Source organism: Burkholderia mycopellens (genome assembly GCF_964265025.1).
In the GTDB taxonomy this organism is placed as follows: domain Bacteria; phylum Pseudomonadota; class Gammaproteobacteria; order Burkholderiales; family Burkholderiaceae; genus Burkholderia.
In genome coordinates this window covers 534989-555818 of the sequence record NZ_OZ183802.1, presented here as the reverse complement: position 1 = coordinate 555818, position 20830 = coordinate 534989, and the positions used below count along the sequence as shown (strand labels likewise).

The following is a 20830-nucleotide window of genomic DNA, read 5'->3' as shown; positions in this document are numbered from 1 at the left end:
TGCCGCGCAATTTCTACCGATCTGTCTACAAATCCACCGCAATTCGAACGATCAAATAGGCAGCTGCAAGCCCGGACAGAGCTCGCCGCGTCGAAGCGTTGCGCCCGTATTGGCCGACAGCAGCGTAATCTGCACGAAACTGTTGATCTGCACATAGGGCGCAAACAGTTGATCCAATATGCGTCCCAGTCCATCGAGACTGAATTGCGTAAAGCGTTGCTCGTCGATCGCGAGCTGAATTTCCAGACCGGGTACAAATGCGGAAGCAGGCTTGCCAGGAATCCAGCGGCGCACACGCACGGTCGACAGTGATGTCAGCGCATCGAAGCGGCGCCCTGCGTCGGGCGCAGTCATCGCGAAACGGGTGCACATCTGCTTGAACTGCCCGAGCCCATCGACACTGAGCCGTATCGCCTGTGGAACCAGCCACGACAGCAGTTCCCAAAGCTCGCCGCGCCGAAAAACCGGCGCGCTGCTTGGGCTCGGAGCGGACAACAGGACAATGTCACCCGCCGAATCACCGGCTCGCAGTGCCAACTGCCGCTCGCGCATGTCCGCCAGGTTGCCATTCGTGCACGACAGGGTGATGTCGAGCTTACGATTTACTTCGGGATCGACTGGTGCGCCGTTCGCGTTCACAAGCGCCAGTTCTAGGCCCCGCAGCGGGTCAACATTCGCCGCCACTGGCGATTTCAGCATCGCCTGCTGAACCTGCTTCAGAGGTTCGGTTGGGGCCTTCGGTGCGCGCCGCGCCTCGTCACGCAACAGAATCCAGTACAGACCCGGTACCTTGCTGATGACGTGCTGCAACGACTCGAACGGCGGCAAGATTGCGGTGCCGTCCGCAATCGCCTGCCGAACCTGATCGATCGACCAGACTTCAGTCTTGGCTGCCGCCGTCTTCGCAGCAAGTGGCTTGAGTGCGTAATACGCCAACCCGGCCTGTGTCTCAATCGGCTCGGCACCACTCGGGAACAGATTGACGATCGGTGCGCAGAACAGGCGAAGATTGTCGGCCGTTGCCGCAGCCAATCGCTGCGCGCGATGAGAATCCGGGTGGATGCCAGTCAGCGCCAGGTGCAAAGTGATCCGCCGGGCGTTCGCGGCCGTCCGCTTCAACCGCTCCAGACTCCAATCGAACCAATCGAAACGAGCCGGAAATGCGCCGTACTCCATCAGCAGGTGATAGGGCGCCACCGCAGCGTCACGCGGCATGGGAAGCAGCGCGTCGGCATCATCGAAGCCCGCCGCTGCGAGCGGCATATCCACCCGGCTCCAGCGCCCATTGTCATCCAGCTCGACAAACGCACGTGCCGTATGCAGTAGCACGCCATCAGCAAGTGCCGCGACGACCTCACGGGCACCGGCCAGATGCAAACGCAGCACGTCCGGTGCGATCGCAAAATGAACCGATGGGGAAGTCAGTTCAAGCGTGATCGACAAAAGGCCCGTCGTGTCGACGGGCAGCGTCGCCTGCATCGGCGCCACGGCCGCTGTCGTGTACCGAACGGCCGAGATCGCCAGCGGCACCAGCGTAACGTCAGCCGCCGTACAGAACACCTGGCGAGCAGGCGCCACCAGTTGCGTGCCGCGCGCAATGAAACGCGGTTCTGTCTGCTTGGTGTCGCGCCTGCCGTGAAACTGCGCGATCGCGCAGGAGGGGAATGGACGTAAAAACGCCCCGTGAAGCGTCTCAAGTAGAGCACGCGTGAACGCGGGTACATCGTCCTCGAGCCGGATTTTGTGATGCGCCGCCAGCAATGCAAACGACTGCAACAACCGTTCGACATGCGGATCTTCCGAATGCTCACCGGTAATAGCTAAACGAGCCGCGATTTTGGGGGCGCGCTGCGCAAACGTACGCATCGAGCGGCGCAGCCACGCCATTTCATGCTCGAAATGCGGCAGTAAATCGTCGGGGTCGATGGCCATACATGCTTCGGAACTCACCACCAATCAAGTGACGGTATCCTTTTCTCCGTGTAAAAAATCTGTCGTATTCGATGCCGCTGTAACGCGTGGCAAACACCCGACAACGATTTCAGCCACGTCCACCATACCGCAAATCGGTTTGACGAATTCGCGATCACGGCATCCAATCCGCCAATCGAACACCTTTTAACGATCTTTAACCCATCCTCTGCTGCGGCAGAAATCCCCTTGCCTATCAAACCTTGACCGGCAAATGACGCCGTTTGCGGATGGTCTTGGGATTCGTGGTCATCGCCAGATAGGCGCATAGCCGGCACCAGTGGCCGTTTCGAATCGCATTTGGCGGCGCGAGCCAACGATGTCCGACATGACACTCCCATTCGAGTTTCGTGCTTGAGTTGACATACTCGGTCGACAAGCATCGGCCACCGCGCTCAGCTGCAATCGTGCGCATCAGTTCGATACCCAACTTCCTCGCAGCGTAGCTACAAACGCGACACCACCCTCCAGCGACGATTGATCCAGGTGCCGCCGACCAGCGATGGCCGTTGCCACACTCCCATTCGAGTTTCGTCGCGGCATTCCGGTAGGCTCGGGACAAACATCGCCCACCTCGCGCTTTCGCCAGCCTGCGCATATCAGCGATGTCGTAAACGTTGCCCTGGTTCTGGCATCGGGGACACCATGTTCCCCGAAATATCTTCGCGCCCTGCGTTTCCCATTCATGACCATGCTCGCAGCGGAACCTGTAATAAGCATCGTTTCCGATGTATTCCGTGGCAAGACACGCACCACCGCGCTTTGACGCCTGGGCCTGCATCTCCTGTAGACCATCCGCTCGGAGATATGCCCGCGACTTCTCCCGGTTCGCGCATTGTCGACACCATGCACCTCGCAGCACCTCAGCCCCAACCGTCGCCCATTCATGGCCCTGCGCACACCGAAAGCTGTAGCGGTCGCTCAGTTTCGTATAGTCGGTCGATAAACACTCCCCACCTCGTGCCCGCGCGGCGGCACGCATGCGTTCCATCCCATCCGGATCAGCCATCCGCTTCGAATGCATCACATGTGAGCACGGTACGCACCATGAGCCTTTGTGCATATTGGCGGCTGTCTTCTCGAAGACATGCCCTTCGCGGCACATAAACTGGTAGTGAGACGTCCAGCCGGAATACCGTTCGGATAAACAACGCCCACCTGCTTGTCGCGCAAGCTCGTCTAGCTGCCGAAGGGATTCCTCGTCGCGACAAGACGGGCACGCGACAAGGTGATAGTACAGATGGGAACCGGATCGGCTGACCTCGTGGCCGTTGCGGCATCGGACGAGATATTGCGCATTCCATCCATGCCACTCCGATTTCAGCAGCTTGAGCCCATAAGGCAGGAGCGCCTCACGCAACCGTTTCAATTGATCAACCGACAACGTCACTACCCCGCGCGATTTATCTGCTCTACTCGATGTCGCTGTAGTCCATGATAGTCCAGCAACAATCTCGACTATTTCCACGATACTGCAAATCCGTTCGATGAATTTTCTATCACCGCGTCTTGTTGGTGCATCCGTCGTTTTTTAACGATCTTTAACTGACTCCCGGCTAGGTCAACAGTCTAATCTTTTTCAGCCACATATCACCCTTTTGAGCACGGCCAGTCCCGGCCGCTCCGTCGACTCAACTTTGAGTTGGCGCACTTCGCTCAGGAGTCTCAGTGAATTTCCCCCTCTCTCCCATCGCGCTCTCAGCTATGGCGCTCGCCCTTGCCGTCTCGCTCGCGCTTGGCATCTATTGGTTGGTCAGCAGAAATAGGCGGCTACGCCTCCACCACTCCGCTCCAGCATTCCCCTTGTATCCCCGTGTCGATACCCATGACGAGTGGGAGGCCGACGCACCCTATCCCGATCACGTATTGCGTGCAACCGCCGACGATAGTCAGGAATACGTTCGACGAACGGGACGACGTGAATCGTTCGAGACACCCGAATCGTCGCGCCTCTCCGATGACGCCCGTGACGTCTCGCCCTATGCGTCATTGCAGTCCCGAGCGCATGCATCGACTTCAACCGAGCCGACTATACGGTGCCCGCATTGCCTGTCGTCGCGGATCGACACCCTCAATATCGGACGCAAGACCGGCAGTACGATCGGGAGCGTCGCCGGAGCAACCAGCGGGATGGCGATGGCCCTTTCCGGCGCTGAGGCCGGCGCCGTCGTAGGCGCAATTGGCGGACCGATCGGTTCGGTCTTCGGCGGGCTGGCCGGCGCGGTCATCGCTGGTCTGGTTGGTAGCGCTGCGGGCTGCGCCGCCGGCTCGGCCGTGGGAGCCGCCATCGACGACAACGTTCTCGATAACTATCGGTGCCGTTCGTGTGGGAATGTTTTCGGCTCCCCGCCACAGTGACGCGCACATCCACGCTTATCTCGGCCGCTCTCGTCACCTGACCGGCCCATCCCCCTCCCCATCGATTTCTCTCCACACATTCATTTCGCTCGGCTTCAGCCGGGTTTTACGCACTGTGTTTTTTTAATAGGAGCATTTCCCATGCATCTCGTCCAAACCATGGCGTACGTCGGCGCCGAACCTTGGCACGGTCTCGGCAACAAGCTCGCGCCGAAACAACCGCTCGAAGTCTGGGCTCACGCCGCCGGCATGGACTGGCGCATCGAAGAAGCTGAAGTTCGTTTCGTCGCCGCGGGCGGCCGGAGTCTCGGTTCGATCCACGCGTTTCCCGAACAGAAGGTGCTGTACCGCTCGGACACCAAAGCGCCGCTGTCCGTCGTCTCCGCCCGTTATCAGGTCGTGCAACCGTCCGACGTCCTGGAATTTTATCGAGACCTGACGGAGATCGGCGGGTTCCAGCTCGAGACAGCCGGCGTACTTAAGGAAGGTCGCAAGCTGTGGGCGCTCGCCCGCACCGGCCAATCCGGCACGCTCAAAGGCAAGGATCAAATCAACGGCTATCTGCTGTTGGCTACGGCTTGTGACGGCACTTTGGCGACCACCGCGCAATTCACGTCGGTGCGTGTCGTCTGTAACAACACGCTGCAAATCGCACTGGATCACAACGTCGGCGCGATCAAGGTCTCGCATCGTTCACAGTTCGATGCGGCGGCAGTCAAACGCCAGCTCGGCATCGCGGTCTCGACATGGGACGCGTTCATGGCGCGCACCAAAGCCCTGTCCGAACGCAAGGTGTCGGACGCAGCCGCCGATGCGTTCCTGCGGCGAGTGCTGACCTACTCGACGGCCAACCTTCCCGATCGCGAAACGGTAGCCGTCAACGAACGCGCCATCAAGGCAGTCAGCCAGCTCTATGCCGGACGCGGCAAAGGGGCCGACCTCGCATCAGCGTCGGGTACCGCATGGGGACTGTTGAATGCCGTCACGGAATTCACGGATCACCATCGTCGTGCTCGCAGCGACGATCACCGACTCGATGCGGCCTGGTTCGGTGCCGGTGCGACGTTGAAACAGCGCGTTTGGGACGAGGCGATGAAGCTTGTCGCATGAAGCCGCCGACATTGCCGCTGGCCGTCGACATGCGGATCCAGATCCCGCGCGGAGCCGGGTTACGGTTCGGCGGCCGTTACGCCACGATCCTTCAAATCAAACCCCAAGGTACGACTGTCCATCTCGGAAACGGCAAGCTCGTGACCTTCGTCGGCGATGCGTTGCAAGACGCCATTCGCCGTATCGGTTCCGCATAGCTCCCGTATTCCCTCACCTATCGCCCGGTCAGATTCGTTCTGCCGGGCTTTTTTGTTTCTGGAGTCCGTCGTGACTACACCTCATCCCGAACCACCTCGCACGCGTAAGCCCGCACTGAAGCTCGTCAAGACGCACGACCTGAGTCGCGACGACTGGCTCGCTGTTCGTCGTACCGGCATTGGCAGTTCCGATGCCGCCGCGGCTGTCGGCCTGAATCCGTACATGAGTTCGCTGGAATTGTGGCTCGACAAGACCGGGCGCGCGGAAGGTCTGCCCCGCCCGGACCCAGCCGACACGACGTCGCCGACGTACTGGGGCACGTTGCTTGAACCCATCGTTGCGGCCGTCTATACCCAGCAGACCGGCAACAAGGTCCGCAAGGTCAACGCGGTGCTGCGCCATCCCTCGATCCCATGGATGCTCGCCAACATCGACCGGGAAATTGTCGGTGTGCCGGACGTGCAGATTCTGGAATGCAAGACAGCCGGCGAGTTCGGCGCGCGGCTCTGGCATGACGGCGTGCCCGAGTACGTGCAGATCCAGGTTCAGCACCAGTTGGCCGTGACCGGCAAGACGGCGGCACACGTCGCCGTGCTGCTATGCGGTCAAGCACTCGAAGTCCATCGGATCGAACGCGACGATGCGCTGATCGGACGCCTGGTCGAACTCGAAGCGCGCTTCTGGCGCTTTGTGGAAACCGACACGCCGCCACCCTCCGATGGCTCGGAGTCGGCCGACCGTGCGCTGCGGCACCTGTATCCGGGCAACGGCGGAACGATCGACTTCAGCGACGACCACCGCCTATCGTCCGTCTTTGCCGACCTGGTCGCGGTACGGGCCGAGATCGAGACGCGTCAGCAGCTCGAAGCGCAATTCAAGCAAACGATTCAGCAAGCAATGGGTGACGCAATCCGGGCCGTATTCCAGACCGGCACCGTGTCGTTCAAGCGCAGCAAGGATTCGTCTTCGCTTGACCTGGCTCGCCTGCTGGCCGATCACCCCGAGTTCGAAGCGCTGTACGCCCTCTCGAAGCCGGGTTCCCGACGCTTCCTTGTTTCCACCTGACGGGAGTCCGATCGTGACTCAACGCACAACAAATCTCGAATGCCTGACCGACATCATGGAGTTTTCACGGTACGGCGCGCTCGCGCAGGCATTCGTCATGGATGCGCTCAGCAAGCATGCCGAACGCGTCGCCAAGCTGCCGGTCGACGAGTTGCAAAAACAGCTCGGCGATCACCCGCTGGTCAGTGCTCGTGCCTGGCACGGCGTCGCGCAAGAGATCCACACCAAGCTCGAAGCGCACTTCGCTCGGTAGTCGGCGCAGCTCGCCCGTCATCCCCCTTCCCTTTTCTATTGCGAGAATCACCATGCTCAAAGGTCTTGCTATTACTCCACCCGTTGTGGGCCGAATTGCCATCGGAAAAATTGTCGAGAAGAACGGCAAGCGTCTGCCCGAGAAGGACGATCAATTCACGCTCACCACGCAGGTACAGCAGCGCGGCGAATGGATGCTGCATCCGCTGAATGAGACGCTGCGCAAGGCCGAATCTGGCAAATCCGCCGGCAAGCTGCGTGCGATTCCTGTCCGAGTGCTGTTCAACGATCCGGATCTGAACCTCCGGTCGGAATACTCGCTATTCGATCGCGATACCGGACGGCCCGTGTGCGTCGGTAACGGCGAAACGTGTCGGCGCATGACCGATACCGGTATCGAGGCCCTGCCCTGCCCCTCCCCGGACGGCTGCACGTTCGGCCGCCAAGGCAATTGCAAGCCTTACGGGCGCTTGAACGTGATCATCGGCGACGATGACGAGATGGGTTCGTTCATCCTGCGCACGACCTCCTACAACTCGATTCGAACGCTCGCCGCCCGTCTGCATTACTTCAGTGCCGTGTCGGGCAATCTGCTCGCCTGCCTGCCACTCGAACTGAAGCTGCGCGGCAAGTCGACCACGCAGAGCTACCGGTCGGCGATCTATTACGTCGACCTGGGAGTACGCTCAGGGAGCAAGCTCGAACAAGCGTTGATCGAGGCAAAGGAACTGGACACGCGCCGCCGGGCCGCCGGTTTCGACCAGGCTGCGCTGGATGCCGCGGCTCGACTCGGGTTTGCCAACGGTGCATTCGAAGACAGCCCGGATGAACAAGCGGCCGTCGTGGAAGAATTTTATCCCGATCCCACGCCAGGTCCCCAGGATGCTGGCGATGGTGGTGCCGGTGAGACAACCAGAACGCAACCTTCGACACTGCGTGACAAGCTCGAACGCAAAGCCGTGCTGCTCGGCGGCAAGGCGGCATGAGCACACACCGCTGGGCATTCGTCCTGGCGATCGGTGCAACCTCCACCGCGCTCTGCCTGTCGGTGCTCGCCGGCTGGCAGCGCGGCGGGTCGCTCCCGGAACGGCTCGTCTGGGTCGCAATCGGCCTGGTGCTCGTCACGAGCGCGCATCTGTTACCGGCGCTGCTTCGAGATACGCCGATCGTCATTCGCGGCATAGGTAGCCTGCTGTGGGTTGCGTGCCTGATGACTGCGTGCTTCGGTCATGCCGTGTTCTTTACGTTCGCCCAACAGCATGCCGGTGAATTGCGAGCGTCGACGGTACAGGCAACCTCGGCACTGGTGTCCGCTCGCAGTCTCACCGTCGTCATGGCGGACCGAGCAACTGTGACGGCTCAGCTCGCCACCGCGAACGCGCGTGACTGCATTGGTAACTGCACGACGCTGAACGCCCGTCGCGTGACGCTTGCCGCACGACTGGACGCTCTGAATGCGGAAGCGGATGACGTTCGGCGTCAGCAGGCAGTCACGGATCGAGTCACGGTGCAGCGGGACGCGTTACTCGTCGATCCAGTCACGTCACGGCTCGCTGCGTTACTCGGAGTCACGACAACGCGCGTCGACCTGCTGTCGGGGTTGATGTTCGCCGCCGTACTGGAAGGCGTCGCGTGCCTGTTGTGGACGGTCGTACTTCGGTCGCCGTTACCGACGACAGAACCAGTCTTGACTGGAATCACACCGCCAGTGCGCTCGGCGGGCACGGTGACTCCTGCCGTGACTGAGCCAGCCATCTCGCCAGTCACGGACACGCCCGACATGACTCGACCGGTAGTCATGCCAGTCACGGCGAGTCACGCTGACGAGACCGTTAGTCGCAAAAACGTAGCGCCCCGTTACGACAGTCCGATCCGCAGCCACGCTCCGCGCGACGATCCGATCACGCCATTACCCACCGTTGCTCCCATCGACGACCACCTGTCGCAGCTCGTTCGTGACGTGACCGCCGGCTTGGTCCGGCCGACCGTCGCCGACATCCGCCGACACCTGGGCTGCTCGCAGGCACGCGCGGCCGAGCTACGTCGCCAGCTTGCCGAACTCAACGTTGCGGCATAAAACGCCGGGCCTCGCGCCCGGCGTTTTTTCATCTGTTCCCATCACTTCCATCATTCTCATGCGACATGGATTCGAACACACTCGTTCCCAGCATCAGCATCGCCAATCTCGCGAACCAGCGTGTCGCCGTCGTCGAGCGCGTGCGCGCCGCCCTCGATCTGCTCGGCGAAGCTCAACAACTTGCCAAGGCTGCACATCTCGGCTTTCCACGACTCGTGCTCGATGAAAGCTACGGCTGTCGTGGCCGCCCCACCATAACCGGAGAATATGCGAAACGCGACGAGGCCGAAGCCTCCATGGTGCGCATCATCGACATACGCGGCTGGGACTACCTGCTGTCGGAATCGGGATTGCGTACCTTCATGGACGCCAAGGCCCGCGAGCAATGGAGCAACCAGATTGCCGAAGGCGACGTGCCTGAACTGACTGCCGCCAATATCGAAGCAACCTTCGCGCAGCTCTATGGCGCGCGTGGCGACATGTTCGAACGTGGCGTATTGCAGTGCTTCAAGCGGCTGTCGTGGAACTACAAAACGAATCAACCGTTTCTGTTCGGCAAACGGATCATCGTCAAACACCTGTTTTCGCAAGGCTGCTCGAACTACCACGTCACGAATGAATTGGACGATCTGATGCGGGTGTTCAGCGTGCTCAACGGCGTACCGGAGCCAGATCATCGGCACGGCATGTCGGGGCTCATCTCAGCTGCGCAGCGCCAACGAAAGACCGAAGCCGAGAATGATTACTTCCAACTGCGCTGGTTCAAGAACGGCAATGGGCACTTGACGTTTCTGCGCCCTGATCTCGTCGAGCAAATGAACAAGATCCTCGCGAAGCACTACCCGAACGCGCTCGCCTCGGAAGCGCGGTAGTTCCGGGACGCGTCCTGCGTCTCGTCTTTCCCCATTCCATTCACCGACGTCGCTATCCGGTTCTACCGGAGGTCGGCGTTCGCGCCATTTAAGGAAACCACCCTCATGAGCCTGCCATCCACCATCCGCGCGCGACCACGCTTTGCGCCCGGCCGGATCTTCGCCACGCCGGCGGCCGTCGACGTCTTGAACGACGCACGAATCCCCGTCGTCGATCTCCTGATCCGTCATGTACTCGGCGATTGGGGGAGTCTGTCGGAATCCGACCGCGAGCAAAACGAATTGTCGGTCGAGGCCGGTTCGCGCCTGTTGTCCAGCTACGTCCTACCCAACGGACAGACCGTCTGGGTCATCACCGAAGCGGATCGCTCGTCGACGACGTTCCTGTTGCCGGGGGACTACTGACATGGCGACCTATACGCTCCCCTCCAAACTCCGTGCGCCAGCTCGTGTCCCGCTCGGATACGTGTTCGTCTCTCAGGGGGCACTCGACGCACTGAACCGCGTGCATGTCCCGCTTGTTCATTTCCTCATTCGCCATATCCGCGGCGACTGGGGCCGCCTGAGCGACGAGGATTGGCAGCGCAACGAGCGGGCCCTGCATACACGACACTACTTGCAATCCAGCTATCTCCTGTCGTCTGGACAAAAAATCTGGATGCACACGACGAGCAAACGGTCCGCCACGATCGTCCTGTTGCCTGCCGAGTGGTTTCAACTGGAATCGTCGTTGCGATACGAGCTTCTTGCCCCGCCGCTTACTGATCCGGAATAGTCGCGCATCGACGGATCAAATGCGCCGACGGACGCTCGAAGCCCCCTCGACGACGTTCCTGGTACCCGGTGGCTACAAGCCTATCAGCGCGGCAATGCAGAGATGGGCTGGTTCAACAGCGCGTCGATGAACGCGTGGGGATCGGCCTCCAGGACCCGCAAGAAATCCAGCAGTTCGATCATGTCGACACGGCGGGCGCCGCTTTCCACCTTCGAGACAAAGGCTTGGGGCCGTCCAAGTCGATCCGCAACGTCCTGCTGCAACAGGCCGCGCGCCTTCCGCAGTTCGGCGAGCAACGTCGCGATCCGCTGGTAGCGGGGGTCATGGATCGGGTGGGTCATGACGAAATTCTAGATACACATACCGGATATTCTGTATCCGTATACGCTATATTTAAGGAGCTGACATGTTTCAACTACTTTGGCTGGGCTGCACCATCGCCACGGCGTTCGCCATCTCGCTTGATATGCACCGGCTCCGCGCCCGCCGCGTCGATTTGACGCCCGCGGGCTGGATCGTTTCGTCGATCTGTACCGGGCCGATCGCCGGGGTGATTTATCTCTGTCGACGGGGTGCAGCACGGCGGGCGCTGATTGATGCCGCCTGGACACTTGTCGGCGATGCAACCTTCCCCGTCCACGTCCGACGCGAGCGATTAGATGCATTGGAACGGGCCGGCCTGCTGGGGTCGTCCATCTACCGCGAGTGCGCCGCCGTCCTGGACACGGAATCGTCAACCGTGGGTCGATCCGTGGATGGAGAACGGAATACGTCCCATCGGTCTGACGGCACCCCTGACCCTTCGCTTTGAGCCGTATCCAGGATCATGAGCAAATACATCATCACCATCGAAGATCGATCAGACGGTGCGCTTGAGATTACAAGCACGCCTCCACTTGAACATCTCGCCGCTCTCGTCGAACAGCCCGAGACGATGACACAGGCCGATATTTACGCGGCACGCGTTCATGCCGCCATCCTTGCCGAGCATCGCCGAGCACGAGAGCGCCCGCATCTGACAGCACCCTCGTAGTCCCGCTCAGGTTCTGGCACACATCGTCCTCGGATCGCCAGAACTTTTTGTCGACCGGCTTGCCGGTCGGCTTTTTTTACTTGCTCGCCACCTTCGCCGGACAAAACACAGTGACCCTGGCGGGACTTCTGCCGCACCTCGTGCGGAAACGAGCTTCTTGCTCCGCCCCTTATCGATCAGGAAAAGTCGCTCATCAATCGGACAAGCGCGCCGATAGACGTTCGAAAACCTCGAGCATCAGAGTTCGATCCGACGTCGAGAGCCGCGATAGCAGCCGGCTCAGATGACTCGCCTGATCGCTGGACCGGCTGCTCGCCTCGGTCAGCAAGTCGGCAGCGTCACACTGAAAGATATCCGCAAGCTCGAACAATCGGACCACGGTAGGAATCACCACCCCACGCTCCATTCGCGAAACCGCCTCTAGGCCAATGCCCAACCCCTCGGCAACGTCCTCCTGTGTCAAGCCACAAGCCATGCGCTGTTTCGCGATTGCGCGCCCCACCACGACAGCAAGGTTGTCGGTCTTCGATTTCGGCATGAGCCCTCCCAGTCAACCGAAATGGTTGGGCACCATCCCTTTGACATGAAGGGCCTACAGAGTTGATACTCAACTCAATTCGATGTTATCGGTCTCTCTAGTCAACCGATCTCGAGGACCGTACTGCCGGGTTCTGCCCCGACAACTCAAACGCGCAAACGTTGCATAACGATCTGCGTCGCATTCAATCCTTACACCACCGTTAGCAACAGGCTAACCACAATCGGGGAATCGTAAATTGAAGAACAAAACACGCTCAGGAATTTTGAAGCTCTCTCTAAGCATTGCTATCGCACTCTCGCTTAGTGCTTGCAATGACGACAGCAAACCCAGTGCCGAAGAAGCACAAAAAGCTGTTGTCTCAAACATCGGTGAATGCAGCTTCGTCGATATGCAAGACTTCAAGAAACTCAACGGCATCCAGCAGCAAGACGGAAGCTATCTTGTCTACGTCAGCTATAAACTAGTCATCCATCCGACGGATGAAATCAAGGACTATCTGACAGCCAACAACATGTCGTCCTATAAAGGGGCGTTGCAAATCGCTCAGAATGCCGATGCTGAAATTCAACAACGCATCGATCAAGAAGATGCAGTCAGAGACCAATGGAAAGCAGAAAACCCCAATGGGTCAGATAGTGACTTCCGTCAATCGATCGGCATGGATGCAGCCAACCAATCCAACTACGACCACATGCATCGTGGGACGAATGTTGCAAAGGCATACATGGAGGCAAGTCAGTATATCTATCAACAGATGCATCAAGGATGCCCCCAGACTGTGCAAGTAGTCTGGGAGCATCTCGATATCGCCCACATGAAACCGGAAGACTTCGCGCAAGATCACACGCTGACAATGAACCATGGTCAAATCCACATGATCAAGACCGACAACGGATGGATGGAAGCCCGAGACAACCACTAAGAGTTCGATACGGACCGTGGCTGACGTCCGAGTGACATTCGCAATCGCGGGTTCGATCGCCGAGACGCAGGTCCGGTTCACGTGCGCGTCGAAGACGAACTTCCTCCACAGAGCCTAGCCTTTGGACGCACCACGTATCTGACTCGGTAATCACAAGCCGTGTTCATGTCGCGGCCACTGGCTTGGTTTTCCCGTTCGTCTTGGTGACAGTCTTGGCGCGCTTGGCGAATTGAACCACAAGCTTGGCGGTGGCATTGATGAAGCTCGCGGGGCTCCCATGGTAATAGTGCTGAACACGTTGACGCATGATCGCGACGATCTCGCTTGCACGCGTGATATCGCCCTCAAGAAGCGCCTGAACCACTTTGGCACGATACAGGTACGGGAATTTATAGGCCCCGCCACCATCGCTCCATGGGCGACGTGTCGGCGATGTACTGTCGTCCGCCGGTAATGCTTCTCCCTGAGGGTCATACGGATCGAAACGATCCAACATTGGGCACAGCTTGGACTCGCCGGCAAACAAATAGATCAGGTAGGAACTATGCCCGCTTTCCAACATCCGGAAGCCCAAGGAGCCGCCAGCGGAGACGTTGAGAATGCCGGTCGTGGCGTGTGCCATATTGATCCGTTCCAAAGCCGCGGGATGGGCCTTGCCCCAAGTCGCGAGCGCGAGCATGTCATCCAGTTCCAGGCGCGGCTTTGCCAGCAGGTCGCGCACGCTTTGCCAGTCGGGTACCACATCGCTTTCCATCGCAAGGCGCACGAACAGGGGATTGTCCGAGCATGCCAGCGCAACACGAAGCACCGGCGACAGATCCGTATAGCGCTGCGCGAGCCGAGGATGCAGATCGCACATCACGGCCGCCCCAAGCACCTCCCAGTGATCATGCCCGTAGTAAGCGTCCATCTACGAATCGTTTTCCAGTTCGCCGATGCGCTGCCAGAGCTGATCCCAGAGAGCATCGTCGTCCAATTGAGGGCGCGTAGGCGTCAACGGCTCCGCGAGTATCGCCGTGACATCTTCGGCTCGAATGCCATACTTCTCTGTCATCCGCTCCATCATCTCCGATGACCCGGAATGAATCGCACGCGCGAGGTAGTCGCGACGTTGTATCCGCTCGTATCGCTCGCGTGACCAATCTGGATCAACCATCCACGTACGGCCCCAGGATTGCAAATCATCGATACGACCATAGAACATCAGCTTTGCCGAATATTCACGAGACGCATAAAAGGACAGGGACAGTTGAAAACCTACGTCTTGCCTAGCAGCATTTTCCGAAACGTAATAGCGCGGGGCATCGTTGTAGGTCTGAAACTTGACGAGATAGGCAAAATCACCGCGTGAAATCGGTTCACCACTCAATGCACAACGTTTGGGCTTGATGTTCGGAAAGTTCACGTGCTCAATCACGGCAAACACGGCGGGAGTTACGAATTCGGGTTTGTGTGACATGTGTTAACCTAACAGGTCATTGAAATACCGCGCAGCCTAACGCATTATTCTTCCTCGCGTTTCGCCATGGTAGCTGCGAAACGCTCGTTCCGATTTCGCCGCTGATTTTCAGCCCCTCACGCGGCCTATGCGGTGGCATCTCGCCTCGTCAGGCGAGCCGCAAGCGCAACGCCGCCAGTGTTATCCCCTCAACCCACAGGACCAGCAGATGACAACGACAGCAGACATTCACACTCAGATCAGAGAGCTTGAACAAAAGCTCGAAGAGTTGCGCAAAGCAGCCGACGCGCAACGTGCGCAGGAAAAGATCGGAGCCATCAATCAAATCAACGAACTCATTGCCACGTACGATGTGACGGCCCAGGAACTCAACTTCCCCAAGGCCGCCAAGGGACGTAAAGCATCGTCAGTTAAACTCACGAAAGCTACCAGCATCCCCAAATATCGCGACCCGGCGACTGGCGCAACCTGGACTGGCAAAGGAAAACCTCCGGCCTGGATCAGAGATGCCGCCAATCGCGACGACTTCCTGATCAAAAGCTAAGGAACCGGCGAGGAGGGACGCCCCTCCTCATTTTTGTTCGGCGCTCGACCTCTCAAACACGTCAACGTCCACCGCTGCTATTCGTGGTCCACACGCACGGTCAAGGTCCCCCCCGGCGCGTCGGTTACAATTGCGTCCTCATCGGCATCGCACGCGCATGCCCGACATGCTCCGCTCGGAGTACTCAGCTTAGTTGACTCGCTCAGCCGCCATTCCTCTCGTGGCCGGGTCAATCTTCAGCAAAATCAACTACACCGCGAACTCGACTGCTGGAAGTGCCTCCAAGCAGTGATTCGCTCGAGACAAGGCAAGTATGAGCAACACCTCCATTCGCGAACTGCAGAAGCAGCTCGGCCAACTGAACCTGCTGGTTGAAGACGCAAAGACGCAGGAGAAGCAAGCGAAACTCAAACAGATCGCCGAAGACGTCAAGGAATACGGCATCTCTGAGATCGAACTGCTGCGCGCAGGCGGCTTCATCCAGGCTAAGCGACAGAAGGCGCCCGCAATGTACTACGACCCGAGTTCCGGAAACTCATGGTCCGGCAAAGGCCCCCGGCCCAAGTGGCTTGTCGACAAGAACCTCGACGACTACCTGATTCGGGAAGCGCCAAAGCCGTGGTGGCCTGAGCGGAACTAAACGCACATGAGCAAAGACAAGCGCCGAACCAGCGCCAAGCATCGGAAGGTCCTAACCAAAACGATGCTGCTGCCCCTCTCCGCGACAGTCGCTCAGAGGAAGTCGCTAGAGCATCACCTTGCTTTGACCGCCCTGAAATCCGGTCACGGGAATCTCGATGTTGTCGGCAGACTGTTCCGGGCGATCTATGTCGCCTATTTCGTACAGGACATGACCTCGCGCGCCAGTGTCTTGAGTGACTTCCGCGCAGCTGAAGCCGCCCTTCTCCAATGTGCCGTACGCGGAAAACGAGAAGACATCTGGCTGCTGCCCGATGACGGGTATTCAGCAATCGAGACGATCCTATTGCTCCACGATCAGCAATTGGCAAGTGTGCCGACGCACACAATAGCTTCTGCACAAGAGCGCATCGCCCAGTTCCTTGCGACCGAAGCGCTCTCGCCATTTCCGTCGTCAGGCACGACATCTCAAACGTAACACCGAGCGTCACGTTTTCAGTTCCGCCATCGACGTCCAATTTATCGGGTGTATTCTGACCTACCTTGCATTAGGCAATGAATACACGCCTTCACACCACACTGCTGCCATGCACTATCAATATACGCCTCTTCTCCGTCGGACTGCAGTTGGCAACTACTAGCATTCAGAGAACGGGAAATGCACCTTCGATACGGCTGGAATACTCGCAAATCTGACCAAGTAGTCATGCGACAATCCGGCCAATTTAAGCCGCCCTCTTCCCTGGAAACACTGCACTCTTCTCGGTGATTTCCTTGAATGCCGTCGCTCTAAGAACAGCGTGCAGTTCCGGCCGTGCGTCGGCTCCCAAAGAATAACTCACGGGAGCATCTTTGCGACCAGAACACTGCGCACACACTCATGCAAACTCCTGGAGGTTCCCTATCACATTGGCGAGATCGCGAAGATACTCGGGTAACGCTAAATCTTTGAGTCGAGTACTCAATTCTTCCATGTGCTTATCCGCCAAACGCATCCTGCGAGCAGCCAACGCCAACAAGAACTCCGGCAAAGCCGCCCCAGCACCCTCACTCCAAGCAGCAGCCTCGGCGACAATCACATTCAGCATCGTAGTACTGCACTCATCGTCTACTGAATACAGAAGCTCCGATGGACTGGCGGCACGAAGAAACGCGGCGCGAAGAACCGCATCGTTGTAATTCTCGAAGTTGGTGGGACACACCAGGGCGTGGCCGTACACGCTAGAGGTTCCCGACGCTGGGTCCATCTCGCGCGTCTTCTTTGCAGAAAGCCCCTGGTTATCCGCGCGAACGCATGCAAGCATATTCGAAACGACCGCGTAGATATCTGCTTGCGAGATAGATTCGTGCCTGACTTTCGTATCCAAATAGACGAAATCACGGGCGATCGCTAGCTTGGGTCGGTCGCCGCAGAAGAACAAACAGTCTGTACCGGTTGCAGTGGCATTGAGCTCTTGCAATCGAGCGTGTAGTTCGGGCGACAGCGCTTTCTCCTCCTCCATGCGAAGCAACAACTCGTGCTCCGCTTCCCAAGCGCTTGCCAATGGTACAGGAGCAGGAAGCATGAAATTGAGGGCAGAACGGACTGTGAACGTGTCGCGCCCTCTCTCGCCATAGCTTAAGAACATCTCGAGGTCATCGAGCGCTTGACGAGTTTGCGCTACCGTAATAGCTGAAAGATAGGCAACTGCGCCACCAGGAACCAGCGTTCGCATCCTCGCATTGATTTCGCGTGCTTGAGCGTGATCGCTGAGGCAGCCGAAGACAACAAGCGCGGCCCCGCCCTTCACGGTCTTCAAGCCCTCGAGGGAGTCCGTAATGGTAGCGGTCCCTACAACCGTTCTCATTCCCGCTTCTTCCACCAATTTCGCGAATGCGTCTTCGGATATACCGACGAGCAGGATGCAGTCCAGTGGTGCCGGAGCAAATCTACGCAACATTCGAACAAAGTCTGCTCGGAGAGACTTATCCGCATCGAGAAAACGCTCACCATCGATTACCGTACTTGCCGGCGAACGGGGGGTTTTGTAAAGCGTAACAGATAGACAGCCCGTCCGAGCCAGTCGCTCGATGACCTTCCTCGCATCCGCCGGTTGCGACGAGGTACGAACGGAAAGCCGCTTAACGGCCCGCTTTTCTAGCAAGAACTGGTCACCTTCGAGCTGAGCGAGAAAATAACCTGCTTCACAATACGGACAATTTGAAGCCTGGTGATTGCTGATTTTCGTGTAGCCGTAGAGGCCGTCATTCTTATATGTAAGGTTACAAACGACAATACCTTTGTATTCAGCTGCACTCGATTCCAAATAAAAAAGTGTGACAATCCTCTCTTTCGCGACTCCGACCCCTTTGAGCGCTTCCGCCAATCCTCCTGACGTCGACGCGGAGAGCAAAAACAAGTCGCTCGGGCGCAGACGAGGGAGGTTTTCGACACCACCATATGAACTAAACGATTTCACTGGCGGCTGCTTCTCCCACAATCTGTAAGCAACAGCCATGCGCGCCATCGCGAACGCAACAGCAATGATGGGAGCTGTGTCTACTAGAATACGTGAGGGTGCTTGCCCTGTCGTTGCGGCAAGAGCAAAAAAAGCGACTACTGCGCACTGCTCTGAGGCAAGAAGCGGAGCGCTAGCTCGAAGAAACTTATTTGAATGCCGCCCCGATAGTTTTCCGAAGTGAACTCCAGGAGGGGCCTCTATTAAGCCACCCCCGCGATCAAATAGGTCGAATAACCAACCACTCGAAAGCCTTTTGTCTAACGGCTGTGGCTCACCTGGTGAGACCTGCCCATCGATATACTCAAAGGGTATGGCTGAGATGTGGCGCTTTCCGCCGTCCTCTTCGGCGATAAACAGAAGGCGAATCTTGCCGCCGATTCCTTCGAAATATCGTCGAGCTCGCGCCACCGCAATGCCGTTCGCGATCGACTTTACGATTTCGTCGTTATCGACGAACGGTGCCAGGACATAAATGTCCGCAGTCGCTGGATGACGGTCGAAAATGTTGCGGACATCTTCGCTCAGAGTCGATTCAGTAAATTCATATTCGTCATAAACCAGAAGGCTGGGCTCGCCCTCATACGCTTCTTGACGAAATCTTGTTGTTAGACGAAGCGCACTCATACTTTCAATTTAGGGGGACGATTACTCGGATGGACGAACCAATCAACAACTCATGCTGTGTCGGAACCGTTACGATGCGGCGCGCCACATCGAGCAGCTGTGGCTTAGGCATGCCGGGGCGCGTAAGAGACGTAGCTGGCTCCATCATGAATTTGAGGTCACCCTCCATGAAGGTGCGATATCCAAAAATTCTTCCAGTGCGGACCTCCATCGCCCCGCGGAGCAATTGCAAGGCACGAAGCACCTCATAGAGCCCCATTCCTCGATGCCCTTGGCGCACGTCAGTAAGTCCAGGCTCGTAGTGACGCTCAAGGCATGCGTGAAGAACCTTCCATTCAAGGTCAAGATCAACGTCGTCCAGAATCGGCCGTCGAGAGAAGGACGCAAAAAAGCCTGGTCCTGAGTCGAAAACGGAGAGCTCGAAGGCGTCCATCTTCTCTGCCACTTTCCCCGCGCCCTTATTTGCTGGCCTGTCGAGCTTGATTCGCTTTAACACAAGCCCCCGAATTCCGTTCTTTCGAATCGGTAAACCAGAGAGCTCCGTCTTTCCGTGCGTGTCAGCGTTTTCGAATAGCTCGGAGACGATCGTCGCCAACGCCGAACTCCATTGGACTGCTGTCGAGGTCGAAACGGCCGTACCCGCTTGCAGAACAACCAGTTCTTCAATTATGGCTTCGAAATCATCGCGCGCGATCATACGGCCGTTATTGCCGTACAAATCCGGCGGCGTACCGCGTCCCCGGCTGTCAGCGCAAATAACGATCTGCGTGTCGGAAAACATGTCAGTCTTCAGACGCTGCTTGAATAGTTTCCGACGAGTGGCTTCCATATGAGCGGTTGCCTCTTCGTTTCCCATCCCCTCTATCGTGTGCCCTGTCTCTTCCAAAGTTATCGCGACCGCTAGCAGTGGAAAGAGCGACGGAGACGCCAATGCCCGCACGGCAATCTGTGCCTCCCAGCTAACTTTAATCTCGGCGTGGTGACTCAAAGTTAGCAATCGCTGGATGGCTAGTACCTCCGACCGCGCGATATCGCCAGCCATGTCGTCTACATAGCTGTCAGGAACGGTCAGCGCAACAGCACGACCATCGAGCGCGATGTCGTGCACAAATCGTTCGTCAACTAGGTCGAACGGTAATCGCAAATTTAGCAATCGAGGCTCAGCCATGTCAGCCTGTTTGTTAAGGATGGTTCGCAAGTTGGTGGGCTATGCTCGCGACGTTAACGCGGCCCTATGCAGACTTCCGTCGGCGTCGCAATCAAACCTCGATGGTAATCGTTTTCCATCCGCCATGGCGAAATGATAAAGCACACATCCAGAATCTCGTGGCAACACTAAAATCGTAACCGTGCCGAGTCCGGACGTTACCGTTTGGAAACGGTCCTTGGGAACGAGGTGTGCCGTATGCGCCGTCTGCCGGTCTGGGCACGGCGAGACAATGCAGTCGGCCCGGGTGCGGCCAGCAATCGATGGCTTCGGCCCGCCGACAAAGTTACGTGCCCTCGTATGACGAACCTCTTGACAAGATTGATAGCCTAGTCATGCCCCCCCCCCTGAAATCAGGTTACGGCATTCGCGATGCCGTCGGCCATATGTTCCGCGCGATCAATCTCGCATATTTCAAACAAGACATGGCCTCTCGAGCCGGCGAGCTGAACGACTTCCGTGCAGCCGGAGCAATACTTAGCAAATGCTCCGTACGCCGAAAGCGAAAGTACGTCTGCCTGCTACCCGATGGCGAGCATTCGGCATTCGAGAAAATCCTGGTTCCCCACGATCAGTCATGGCAAACGTGCCGTCTCCTACGGTAAGTTCCGAACAAGAGCGTATCGCTAAGTTCCAGGCGACCGAGGCGCTCTCACCGTTTGCGCCCTAGGGCAACAAATTC

The 20830-nt window shown here is 58.1% G+C and carries 23 protein-coding genes; 16 read left to right on the top strand and 7 right to left on the bottom strand.

The genetic code is table 11. The features are described from left to right. Positions 1-51: 51 nt before the first annotated feature. Positions 52-1932, bottom strand: a complete 1881-nt coding sequence (tssF, locus tag ACPTTC_RS02710; RefSeq protein ID WP_423391483.1) for a type VI secretion system baseplate subunit TssF — start codon at positions 1930-1932, stop codon at positions 52-54. Between the two features lie 1707 nt (positions 1933-3639). On the opposite strand from tssF, the gene ACPTTC_RS02705 reads away from it, so the two are divergent. The 10 genes from ACPTTC_RS02705 to ACPTTC_RS02660 all read left to right on the top strand — a co-directional run bounded on the left by ACPTTC_RS02705 (position 3640) and on the right by ACPTTC_RS02660 (position 10678). Beyond that, positions 3640-4329: a hypothetical protein gene (locus ACPTTC_RS02705; protein WP_423391482.1), complete on the top strand. Its 690-nt coding sequence runs from the start codon at positions 3640-3642 to the stop codon at positions 4327-4329. Between the two features lie 141 nt (positions 4330-4470). Beyond that, positions 4471-5439 carry a DUF932 domain-containing protein gene (locus ACPTTC_RS02700; protein WP_423391481.1) on the top strand — a complete coding sequence of 323 codons (969 nt, stop codon included), beginning with the start codon at positions 4471-4473 and terminating at the stop codon, positions 5437-5439. Then, positions 5436-5636: a hypothetical protein gene (locus ACPTTC_RS02695; protein ID WP_423391480.1), complete on the top strand. Its 201-nt coding sequence runs from the start codon at positions 5436-5438 to the stop codon at positions 5634-5636. Before ACPTTC_RS02700 ends, ACPTTC_RS02695 begins: the two co-directional genes overlap by 4 nt. A 70-nt stretch (positions 5637-5706) precedes the next feature. Then, on the top strand, positions 5707-6702 hold the full coding sequence (locus tag ACPTTC_RS02690; protein WP_423391479.1) for a YqaJ viral recombinase family protein: 996 nt from the start codon (positions 5707-5709) through the stop codon (positions 6700-6702). A 55-nt stretch (positions 6703-6757) separates the two neighbouring features. Next, positions 6758-6955 (top strand): hypothetical protein, encoded by a 198-nt coding sequence (locus ACPTTC_RS02685; protein ID WP_423393307.1) that lies wholly within the window; start codon positions 6758-6760, stop codon positions 6953-6955. Between the two features lie 52 nt (positions 6956-7007). Further along, complete coding sequence (locus ACPTTC_RS02680) at positions 7008-7940, top strand: phage capsid protein (protein ID WP_423391478.1); 933 nt, start codon at positions 7008-7010, stop codon at positions 7938-7940. Further along, a complete protein-coding gene (locus ACPTTC_RS02675) occupies positions 7937-9031 on the top strand; it encodes a hypothetical protein (protein ID WP_423391477.1) in 1095 nt (364 codons plus the stop codon). Before ACPTTC_RS02680 ends, ACPTTC_RS02675 begins: the two co-directional genes overlap by 4 nt. Before the next feature lie 65 nt (positions 9032-9096). Next, entirely contained in the window at positions 9097-9903 is an 807-nt protein-coding gene (locus ACPTTC_RS02670) for a DUF4942 domain-containing protein (RefSeq protein WP_423391476.1), read from the top strand. Between the two features lie 105 nt (positions 9904-10008). Next, on the top strand, positions 10009-10308 hold the full coding sequence (locus ACPTTC_RS02665) for a hypothetical protein (protein ID WP_423391475.1): 300 nt from the start codon (positions 10009-10011) through the stop codon (positions 10306-10308). Position 10309: 1 nt separating this feature from the next. After that, a complete protein-coding gene (locus ACPTTC_RS02660) occupies positions 10310-10678 on the top strand; it encodes a hypothetical protein (RefSeq protein ID WP_423391474.1) in 369 nt (122 codons plus the stop codon). An 83-nt stretch (positions 10679-10761) separates the two neighbouring features. Here ACPTTC_RS02660 and ACPTTC_RS02655 read toward each other — a convergent pair whose 3' ends face one another. Continuing rightward, a complete protein-coding gene (locus ACPTTC_RS02655; RefSeq protein ID WP_423391473.1) occupies positions 10762-11019 on the bottom strand; it encodes a helix-turn-helix domain-containing protein in 258 nt (85 codons plus the stop codon). Between the two features lie 65 nt (positions 11020-11084). On the opposite strand from ACPTTC_RS02655, the gene ACPTTC_RS02650 reads away from it, so the two are divergent. Continuing rightward, positions 11085-11489 carry a hypothetical protein gene (locus ACPTTC_RS02650; RefSeq protein WP_423391472.1) on the top strand — a complete coding sequence of 135 codons (405 nt, stop codon included), beginning with the start codon at positions 11085-11087 and terminating at the stop codon, positions 11487-11489. A gap of 15 nt (positions 11490-11504) precedes the next feature. Then, positions 11505-11711 (top strand): hypothetical protein, encoded by a 207-nt coding sequence (locus tag ACPTTC_RS02645; protein ID WP_423391471.1) that lies wholly within the window; start codon positions 11505-11507, stop codon positions 11709-11711. 193 nt (positions 11712-11904) lie between these two features. On the opposite strand, the gene ACPTTC_RS02640 is transcribed toward ACPTTC_RS02645, so the two are convergent. Then, the gene (locus ACPTTC_RS02640; RefSeq protein ID WP_423391470.1) at positions 11905-12249 is read right to left on the bottom strand and encodes a helix-turn-helix domain-containing protein; all 345 of its coding nucleotides are present in this window, start codon (positions 12247-12249) and stop codon (positions 11905-11907) included. Positions 12250-12487: 238 nt separating this feature from the next. Between ACPTTC_RS02640 and ACPTTC_RS02635 the strand changes: the two genes are divergently transcribed. Then, positions 12488-13174, top strand: coding sequence for a hypothetical protein (locus ACPTTC_RS02635; protein WP_423391469.1), 687 nt, complete (start codon positions 12488-12490; stop codon positions 13172-13174). A gap of 163 nt (positions 13175-13337) precedes the next feature. On the opposite strand, the gene ACPTTC_RS02630 is transcribed toward ACPTTC_RS02635, so the two are convergent. Both ACPTTC_RS02630 and ACPTTC_RS02625 read right to left on the bottom strand, forming a co-directional pair. Beyond that, complete coding sequence (locus ACPTTC_RS02630) at positions 13338-14084, bottom strand: hypothetical protein (protein WP_423391468.1); 747 nt, start codon at positions 14082-14084, stop codon at positions 13338-13340. Then, positions 14085-14633 carry a hypothetical protein gene (locus ACPTTC_RS02625; protein ID WP_423391467.1) on the bottom strand — a complete coding sequence of 183 codons (549 nt, stop codon included), beginning with the start codon at positions 14631-14633 and terminating at the stop codon, positions 14085-14087. Between the two features lie 208 nt (positions 14634-14841). On the opposite strand from ACPTTC_RS02625, the gene ACPTTC_RS02620 reads away from it, so the two are divergent. The 3 genes from ACPTTC_RS02620 to ACPTTC_RS02610 all read left to right on the top strand — a co-directional run bounded on the left by ACPTTC_RS02620 (position 14842) and on the right by ACPTTC_RS02610 (position 16294). Next, positions 14842-15177: an H-NS histone family protein gene (locus ACPTTC_RS02620; protein ID WP_423391466.1), complete on the top strand. Its 336-nt coding sequence runs from the start codon at positions 14842-14844 to the stop codon at positions 15175-15177. Positions 15178-15490: 313 nt separating this feature from the next. Beyond that, positions 15491-15817: an H-NS family nucleoid-associated regulatory protein gene (locus ACPTTC_RS02615; protein ID WP_423391465.1), complete on the top strand. Its 327-nt coding sequence runs from the start codon at positions 15491-15493 to the stop codon at positions 15815-15817. A gap of 6 nt (positions 15818-15823) precedes the next feature. Further along, entirely contained in the window at positions 15824-16294 is a 471-nt protein-coding gene (locus ACPTTC_RS02610) for a hypothetical protein (RefSeq protein ID WP_423391464.1), read from the top strand. 400 nt (positions 16295-16694) lie between these two features. On the opposite strand, the gene ACPTTC_RS02605 is transcribed toward ACPTTC_RS02610, so the two are convergent. Together ACPTTC_RS02605 and ACPTTC_RS02600 are read right to left on the bottom strand one after the other, a co-directional pair. Continuing rightward, positions 16695-18941 carry a hypothetical protein gene (locus ACPTTC_RS02605; protein ID WP_423391463.1) on the bottom strand — a complete coding sequence of 749 codons (2247 nt, stop codon included), beginning with the start codon at positions 18939-18941 and terminating at the stop codon, positions 16695-16697. A gap of 4 nt (positions 18942-18945) precedes the next feature. Next, on the bottom strand, positions 18946-20049 hold the full coding sequence (locus tag ACPTTC_RS02600; RefSeq protein WP_423391462.1) for a hypothetical protein: 1104 nt from the start codon (positions 20047-20049) through the stop codon (positions 18946-18948). Between the last annotated feature and the right edge of the window lie 781 nt (positions 20050-20830).

Bases quoted from the DNA above. Each gene is read 5' to 3' on its own strand.
- ACPTTC_RS02685 (WP_423393307.1), top strand. From the start codon at position 6,758: ATGGAGTTTTCACGGTACGGCGCGCTCGCGCAGGCATTCGTCATGGAT.
- ACPTTC_RS02650 (WP_423391472.1), top strand. From the start codon at position 11,085: ATGTTTCAACTACTTTGGCTGGGCTGCACCATCGCCACGGCGTTCGCC.
- ACPTTC_RS02665 (WP_423391475.1), top strand. From the start codon at position 10,009: ATGAGCCTGCCATCCACCATCCGCGCGCGACCACGCTTTGCGCCCGGC.
- ACPTTC_RS02655 (WP_423391473.1), bottom strand. From the start codon at position 11,019: ATGACCCACCCGATCCATGACCCCCGCTACCAGCGGATCGCGACGTTG.
- ACPTTC_RS02630 (WP_423391468.1), bottom strand. From the start codon at position 14,084: ATGGACGCTTACTACGGGCATGATCACTGGGAGGTGCTTGGGGCGGCC.
- ACPTTC_RS02700 (WP_423391481.1), top strand. From the start codon at position 4,471: ATGCATCTCGTCCAAACCATGGCGTACGTCGGCGCCGAACCTTGGCAC.
- ACPTTC_RS02660 (WP_423391474.1), top strand. From the start codon at position 10,310: ATGGCGACCTATACGCTCCCCTCCAAACTCCGTGCGCCAGCTCGTGTC.
- ACPTTC_RS02695 (WP_423391480.1), top strand. From the start codon at position 5,436: ATGAAGCCGCCGACATTGCCGCTGGCCGTCGACATGCGGATCCAGATC.
- ACPTTC_RS02670 (WP_423391476.1), top strand. From the start codon at position 9,097: ATGGATTCGAACACACTCGTTCCCAGCATCAGCATCGCCAATCTCGCG.
- ACPTTC_RS02625 (WP_423391467.1), bottom strand. From the start codon at position 14,633: ATGTCACACAAACCCGAATTCGTAACTCCCGCCGTGTTTGCCGTGATT.
- ACPTTC_RS02615 (WP_423391465.1), top strand. From the start codon at position 15,491: ATGAGCAACACCTCCATTCGCGAACTGCAGAAGCAGCTCGGCCAACTG.
- tssF (WP_423391483.1), bottom strand. From the start codon at position 1,932: ATGGCCATCGACCCCGACGATTTACTGCCGCATTTCGAGCATGAAATG.
- ACPTTC_RS02610 (WP_423391464.1), top strand. From the start codon at position 15,824: ATGAGCAAAGACAAGCGCCGAACCAGCGCCAAGCATCGGAAGGTCCTA.
- ACPTTC_RS02645 (WP_423391471.1), top strand. From the start codon at position 11,505: ATGAGCAAATACATCATCACCATCGAAGATCGATCAGACGGTGCGCTT.
- ACPTTC_RS02680 (WP_423391478.1), top strand. From the start codon at position 7,008: ATGCTCAAAGGTCTTGCTATTACTCCACCCGTTGTGGGCCGAATTGCC.
- ACPTTC_RS02620 (WP_423391466.1), top strand. From the start codon at position 14,842: ATGACAACGACAGCAGACATTCACACTCAGATCAGAGAGCTTGAACAA.
- ACPTTC_RS02605 (WP_423391463.1), bottom strand. From the start codon at position 18,941: ATGAGTGCGCTTCGTCTAACAACAAGATTTCGTCAAGAAGCGTATGAG.
- ACPTTC_RS02640 (WP_423391470.1), bottom strand. From the start codon at position 12,249: ATGCCGAAATCGAAGACCGACAACCTTGCTGTCGTGGTGGGGCGCGCA.
- ACPTTC_RS02675 (WP_423391477.1), top strand. From the start codon at position 7,937: ATGAGCACACACCGCTGGGCATTCGTCCTGGCGATCGGTGCAACCTCC.